The sequence below is a fragment of the Candidatus Schekmanbacteria bacterium genome (genome assembly GCA_003695725.1).
GTDB lineage: Bacteria > Schekmanbacteria > GWA2-38-11 > GWA2-38-11 > J061 > J061.
Window position 1 is genome coordinate 1 of the sequence record RFHX01000105.1, and the last position, 7,079, is coordinate 7,079.

The 7,079-nt window shown below is 39.3% G+C and carries 6 protein-coding genes; all 6 read right to left on the reverse strand.

The genetic code is table 11. The annotated features are described in order from the left end of the window. Positions 1-170: 170 nt before the first annotated feature. On the reverse strand, positions 171-1,697 hold the full coding sequence (locus D6734_04325) for an FAD-binding oxidoreductase (protein ID RMF96116.1): 1,527 nt from the start codon (positions 1,695-1,697) through the stop codon (positions 171-173). Between the two features lie 17 nt (positions 1,698-1,714). Further along, a complete protein-coding gene (locus D6734_04330) occupies positions 1,715-2,968 on the reverse strand; it encodes a (Fe-S)-binding protein (GenBank protein RMF96117.1) in 1,254 nt (417 codons plus the stop codon). Between the two features lie 16 nt (positions 2,969-2,984). Continuing rightward, on the reverse strand, positions 2,985-4,436 hold the full coding sequence (locus tag D6734_04335; protein RMF96118.1) for an FAD-binding oxidoreductase: 1,452 nt from the start codon (positions 4,434-4,436) through the stop codon (positions 2,985-2,987). Positions 4,437-4,708: 272 nt separating this feature from the next. Beyond that, positions 4,709-5,272, reverse strand: a complete 564-nt coding sequence (locus tag D6734_04340; GenBank protein RMF96119.1) for a hypothetical protein — start codon at positions 5,270-5,272, stop codon at positions 4,709-4,711. A 180-nt stretch (positions 5,273-5,452) separates the two neighbouring features. Continuing rightward, entirely contained in the window at positions 5,453-6,019 is a 567-nt protein-coding gene (locus D6734_04345) for a hypothetical protein (GenBank protein ID RMF96120.1), read from the reverse strand. Between the two features lie 35 nt (positions 6,020-6,054). Continuing rightward, positions 6,055-7,079 (reverse strand): hypothetical protein (locus D6734_04350; protein ID RMF96121.1); only part of this gene is annotated, 1,025 nt, incomplete at its 5' end.

A 7,079-nucleotide genomic window follows, 5' to 3' on the forward strand; every position in this document is an offset into this window, starting at 1 on the left:
CCTTCTGTTCTATAAATTCTAATTTGTTCTATTTGGTAATGTTTTTTGGATATTCAATTTAAACATTAGAAGGCAAAAAATGAATAAATGAATATCACAATAAAAGATATAACAAATAGAAGCGACTAACCGCTATCAACACAGTATATCGCTAAAGATTTTGATTGGTCTTATTTCTTTCCGCGGGTAGGGACAAGCCTTGTTGGATTGGAAACATGTTTCGGGTCGAAGGACTTGCCGATCTTCTCCATAAGTAAATGGTAATTGCCCGTCGCCTTTCCTATCTGCTCGTGGTGTTGTGACCATTGCGCACCGGGATAGGCACCCATCTTTATATCATGGTCTATTGAAGCAACCTCATATTCCAAAAACTTATCAACCATACTCTTGTCAAAATAAGAGAAGAATTCTCCGTAACCGATATGCCCCATATCATAACTCTGCATCCAACCGCTTTCTTCACTATCGTCGAAGAAAGGCGGGATAAAATTAGCTTTGAGGTCTGCTGTCTCTGATAGGGCGCGCCTTGCATGGTCAAGTGAATCGAAAGCAAACTTCGTAACAGCAAAAAAGCCGGCTGGCACTGTCACATTACTTGAAATTCCGAGCTTGAAAACCTGCCCACTCGAATATGGTGATGCTTCTTCTATCTCACCGCCGATTTCAGAAACAATATCTCGCAGGACTTTTTCCTCATACTCAAGCTGTTCCTCTGATGCAAAACCAACCAACATAACTCGAACCATACTTGGAGTAGCTTTCCCAAATTTATGCTTATCTGCATTCCACTTTGCAGCAAAATCGTCTCGCGACTTTGCCCGCGCAATATATCTCCAAATAAAGGGCACGCGAACGCTTACAGCAGCTATCTCAGAATGTCCTATTTCATACATCGCATCGATGGCTTTTTCCGTTGTTGGGAAAAAGATTGTAAACCATTTGAAACGGTCTTCAGGAAGCTTAAAAGCTGTATTTGGAGATACACCAACGCTTTTGGGCACTCCCTTGAAAGGCATAGGAAAAAGTTTTACAGCCATTTTCGTTACTATTCCCAAGCCGCCGAAATTACCAAACCAACCTCTCATAATACCGCGTAAATCAGGTCCGGGACCTTCTCCCCAAAAATAATCATCTCCGTTAGTGGCTGACCCTGTTCTAATCAATTCCCCGTCAGGCAATATCCATTCAGCGGCAAGCACTCTTCTATTTGCATATCCAACACGATGTACTAGCTGTCCCATCCCTTGATTGAGATGATTAGCGATAACAGAAACCTGTGCACCGCAGGAAGGGGCGCTTGTATAAAGCCCCAATTTCATTGCTTCTGTTTGAAGCTCTGTATAGGTAACATAGGGCTCTACTATGGCATACATATTTTCTTCATCTATCTCGAGCTTATCCATCCGCTTCATATCAATCATTATCGTATTGGGCTTAATTGGAACACACAAAGCGATATAGAAAGTGCCAAGAGGAATATAGGGAAGCTTGTAACGATTTGCAATTTTGACTATTGCCTGCACCTCTTCTGTGCTTGATGGCAGGACAACACAACCGGGTATTTTCCTATTTCTATCCCACGAAAACTTGCCATAACCGCCGCGGGAATATGCTTCACATTTAGTTTTGGAATCCGTAAAATTTTCTTCACCAACTACTGCAATGAGTTCCTTCTTGGCTTCAATCGGTAATGCCATTTATCTCTACTCCATATTTAAATAACTTTTGCAACCAACTCAGTAAAATCCATTATTTCGAGATTCTCATTTTCATTAGCTTCAGAAAAATTCCATTTACAAAATGGACAGGAAGAAACAAGGATTTCTGCATCTGTCTGTCCTGCCTCTTCAAGGCGCTCTTTTGCACTCCAAAGAGAAAAATCATTATAAATCCATTTCACCATTCCACCTGCACCGCAGCACCAAGTGTTTTCTTTCATACGCTCCATCTCTCGAAGCTCAATTCCAGAAATTTTACCGAATACATTACGCGGCGCATCATAGACACCGTTGGTGCCTCTTCTCCAAACTTTTGGAGGATCAGTTCTTCCAAACTCAATCCGTTTGCCATCCCAATGGACATAGGGCTCCGACAATCTGCCAAGCCGACAAGAATCGTGATATGTGATTTTTTTCTCTAAACTTCCACTAATTTTAAGGCGTCCCTCTTCCAAGAGCTTTTCAGTATATTCGCTTATGTGCAGTATCTCATAATCGGTACCGCTCTTTTCTGCAAGCCGCGGATAATCTACTTTCCACATATGATAACATTCTGCACAAGATGTAACTATCGTATTGCATCCGCTCTCGGACAATAATTGGAGATTCTTCTCTCTTATCTCGTCAGCTTCCTTTTTGTATCCAAGACGAATAAGTGGATTTCCACAGCACTGCTCCTGAGGGAAAAGTTTGTAAGAAACGCTTGCACTTTCCAATATTCTGACTGTCGACTGCGCAATTGAATTGTAACGATATGAAGCAGAACACCCTACAAAATAGAGAACTTCAGGAGGAGAATCTTCTCTCGATGCTTCTCCACTCCTATACCAATCAACCCTTTTTTGCGGAGAGGCGCCATATAAATTGCCTTTTGATACGACATTTGCCAGAATCTTTTTTTGCACAGGAGCCACCTTACCGCCTTTCTCTATATAACGGCATCTAAATGCCTCAATTACTTCCAATCTTTCATTGTCTATACACCTCTTGCACATAACATCACAGGCACCACAAAGAGTACAATGATAAAGTATTTCATAAAGGTCTTTGTTGATGCCGATTTCCCCGTCAAGATACGCAAGAGCTATATCCATAATCCCTTGGCAGGAAAAGGAATCAAATTTAAATTTTGTGTTTATAGGACATATTTTATTGAATCGCTTGCTTTTGGAATACATCGGGTCAATCCATTTGCAGGATGAAGACCTAACGCACATTTCAACATCATATCTATATTTTTCTAGTTCCATATTGAAAAACTCTCTCCTAAAAGGATAACCTGCCCGGGTTCATTATTCCGGCAGGGTCAAATATATTTTTGATTTTCCTAACGGCTTCCCTATATCCGCCTGTTTTATCAAAAATTATTTTTCCAACATCTCCATAAGGTGTGCTGAAAAAAGCTCCTTCGCTATTCAATCCCATAACTGCTTGTCTATTGAAAGAAAGAATTTTATCAGAAATATCCTTCCCATTGTCTTCATAATACAAATGATGTTCACAATGATAAGCCCTGCCATATTCAATTGGCTGAATATATAATCCACACTCTATATTTTTCATATTTGTCGTTGAAACTATCTGCTCATATTTGGAAAGGAGATGAGGAATTCTATTCGCTGTAGTCTTATAGGAAATTTGAAGGACTCGTCCTTTCAACATATTCTTCCAATAAACCTTCTCATCTGGCCAACATTTTTCAACATTTCCTTTTAGCCACTCGCTTTCCTGCTCAAAGGAAGATGAAATTTCATTATCTTTATCTTTCATAATCTCTTTTAGCGCTTTTTCTTCATAGGCAATTTTTTCTTCCGGCCTTCTCTTTGCGCCTCTTAACATAAGCATTGCAAGAAATTTAGGCAATTTTCGCTTCAGCGCTTCACATTTTGAAATATCGCCCTGAGAGAGAATCAATGATGCATTGGTATTATCGAGAATAAAACATTCCTGACCTATCATCGAGCGTTGAATCTTTTGTATGTCACTTATTGCATCCTCAATTCCTTCATAACCAAAAAGGAATAGCTTTTTCAATGGAGAACGATGTTCAAGTTTTACTGCTGCCCATGTTACAACTCCTAATGTTCCCTGCGCTCCGTGGAAAAGTCGGAAAAAATCCATTCCCGGTCCATAAGGGCAAACCAAATCAACAGCAGGATTGTCGCCTTTATAAGACATTGTGATAGAGGCAGAACCGGTTCTCATAAGGTCGCCTGTCGGAAAAACGGCTTCAAGAGTAAGGATTGGGTCTGCATACTCAAACTTTGGAATCAGAGCAGGCACTCTTTCCAACAAATCAGTAAGCGCTGATGTCCCTGAATGAGGGAAAAGAGGATTGAACATTCTCAATTTTTTTTTCTCAAGCTCCTCATCGATTTTTTTCCAGCTAACTCCTGGTTCAATAATTATTTTTCTGTTCCTCTCATCGATGAGAAGGATTTTATCCATTTCGGACATATCGAGGAGTATTCCACCCTGCGTGGGTAGCGATGCTCCATTAAAATGTATCTTTGAGCTTGAAGGGACAACAGGAATTTTCTTCTTGTTTGCTAATTTAAGAATGTTTTTAATCTCATCGGCACTTTTTACTTTCACTGCGTAATTCGGCATTTTGCCTTTGAAAGGGCTCTCATCAGCGCAATACCTTAATAAACTATCAGTATCTTCTACTATATTTTCATTACCAACTATTTTCTTTAACTCTTCTCTAACTGACAATTAAAATCCTCCGATTCACTAAATGCTTTATACGTCAGGTTAAAAAATCATCTATTTTTTTCTTCTGAAATTTTCAAGAAGAAAAAAGTCTGTCCTATTAATCAAAAATTCAAGGAAGAGTAAAGGGAAAATTGAATTATTAATTTAGAAGTCCGAAGATAAACAAATTTCATAAGAAAGTTTTCTTGAAGAGCTAAATCTCATCGCAAATTTATAACAATTACAAATCTGCTCTTGTAAGAAATCAAGACTAACCGCTTTTTCCTTTTTTACTATACCTCAGAATAACACTCTGCTCTAATTACACATCTGTTGTCATTGGCAAGGCTCTTCTTCATCGACACCTTAACTCTGACGCCTGTTTTATCATATATTATGTCGCTCACTGTCCGACAAAAATTCCAGCAGGGCATTTTTTTAGCTTCTTCATCACCTGCTTTTTCCTTCAATTTATTGAATAATTCACAATCTCTAACTTCATATTCAATGGCATTACTTGAAACTTCCTTGTAAATCCAATCATCATCAGGACGAAGTGCATAGAAGCTGATTTCGAGCAATCTTTGAGGAATACTTGGAAAAATATGCCCGGTTTTTTTTGCAACCTCATATACAACTTCAGCCATCCTATCCCTATGATTCTTTTCTTCATCACAAATTATTTCAGCAAGAGTTTTACCTTTGGTCGAAAAATATTTTTTTACATCCTCATCTTTATTAGATGAATCTTCCCCTTTAACCTTTTCCAAATAACCTGATAATAATGAATCCACAGAAACCCTCTCTTCAATTGAATCCAAAAAATCCAGATCCAATCCATATTGATATTTAGCCATTGCAATCCCTCCTTAAAATATATGAGGACTTTTTCCTAAATACTAAGTCAAGGATTTTCATTCATTCTTAACCACATTATCTGTTGGCTAATGCACAAAAAAAATAAGGGTTTCCTCATAGCGAAGAAACCCTCAATTATATTCATCCAATCATTTTATACCCCCTGCGGGGAATATGATTTATTCAAAATGGTAAAAACCATCAAACTGACAGTGTCCGTCAGTAGGAAGCGCAGCCTTCATTTTAACTCCTACATCCATATTCAACTCTTTGTAGAATGTTTCAGACAGCGCAATACAGTAATGTCTGCAGGGTAATGTATCTGCAATCTCTTTTCCTACTGCTTCTACAAGCGCATCATAAACTGTGCACTTTTTGACTGAATAAGCAAGGCGCTTATAGGATATGCACACCCATCTCCATTTGTCTTCAAGACGAGTTGACAACAGCGCCATCTCAATCAATCTCTGTGGAATACTTGGAAAATGGTGTCCCGTTTTTTCAGCCACTTCATAAATTAACTCAGCTGTTCTATCGCGGACATCCTTTTCTGTTTGAAGAATATGTTTTGCAAGAGCAGATGCATATTCTTCAAAAATCTTTTTCCCTGCTTCATCTGCTTCTTCAGGGCTTTTCCCCTTTACTGCTTCAGCAAATTTTTTAACTACCTCTGATACGGGAAACGCCTGATTCACTGATTCAAAATAGTCTTCATCAATAAAATACTTCTTACTTGTTGCATTCATCGTTTTTCTCTTTCGCCTCCTTTCAAAAAATCAAGTTATCTAACTGCTGTTACTCCCTTTGTATCAACCTTCTTTTCTATATAGTCACAACGAAGACATCTCTCGCATTCACGGAGAGCATCTTCTTTCCTCAATGCAAGTTCGACTTCTACATCCTTCCTCCTTTCCGTCACCGGTACAGTTGGAGCTTCGATACGCTCAAAAGGCGCAGGTGCAGACCTCAAATTATAGGGCACAGTGTCTTCATAAGGTTCAAGCCAAAAACAGGCAGAACGTTCTTCTTTCGGCAAATCTCGGGATAAATACTTATTGATTGAAACAGCTGCTTTTTCTCCTGAGCCGACTGCATCAGCAATTGTAGCAGGGCCTGTTACAACATCTCCTCCTGCAAAGACATCTTCAACAGTTGTTTTCATCTCATGGTCAGCATAGATATAGCCGGTGTAGGAAAGTCCTATGCCGCTGTCCTTCATAATGGTCTCAGCATCGATTTTCTGCCCAATCGCCGCTATAACTGTGTTAGTTTCAACTTCAAAGTCTTCTCCCTCGACAGGCACAGACCTCCTTCTACCATTGAGGTCATAACCTTTTATTTCCATCTTGCCGCAGATTAGTTTCTTTACCTTACCACTTTCACCAACAATCTTTAATGGTCGTGCAAGAAATAAAAATTTTATTCCCTCTTTTTCTGCTTCTTTAATCTCGTCTTTAATAGCTGGCATCTCTTCGCGGTCACGTCTGTAAATTATAGTAACATCAGAACCCAACCTGAAAGCCGTACGCGCCGCATCTATAGCCGCATTTCCTCCTCCTATGACGGAAACCTTTTTCCCAAGATTTGGCTCGATTCCCTTTCTAAAATCTTTAAGCAAATCCCAAGCCTGAATTACTCCGTCTAAATCTTCTCCTTCTATGCCAAGTGGCGTTGGTGATTGAGCCCCTATTGCAATATAAAATGCTTTGTATCCTTCTTTTCGCAACTCGTTCAAAGAGATATCCTTCCCAACTTCACAATTGAGCTTGAGTTCAATGCCTGTGCTCAATATGAAATCGATATCCC

Coding starts and splice junctions, on each gene's coding strand:
- D6734_04345 (RMF96120.1), bottom strand. CDS start 6,019: ATGAATGCAACAAGTAAGAAGTATTTTATTGATGAAGACTATTTTGAA.
- D6734_04325 (RMF96116.1), bottom strand. CDS start 1,697: ATGGCATTACCGATTGAAGCCAAGAAGGAACTCATTGCAGTAGTTGGT.
- D6734_04330 (RMF96117.1), bottom strand. CDS start 2,968: ATGGAACTAGAAAAATATAGATATGATGTTGAAATGTGCGTTAGGTCT.
- D6734_04340 (RMF96119.1), bottom strand. CDS start 5,272: ATGGCTAAATATCAATATGGATTGGATCTGGATTTTTTGGATTCAATT.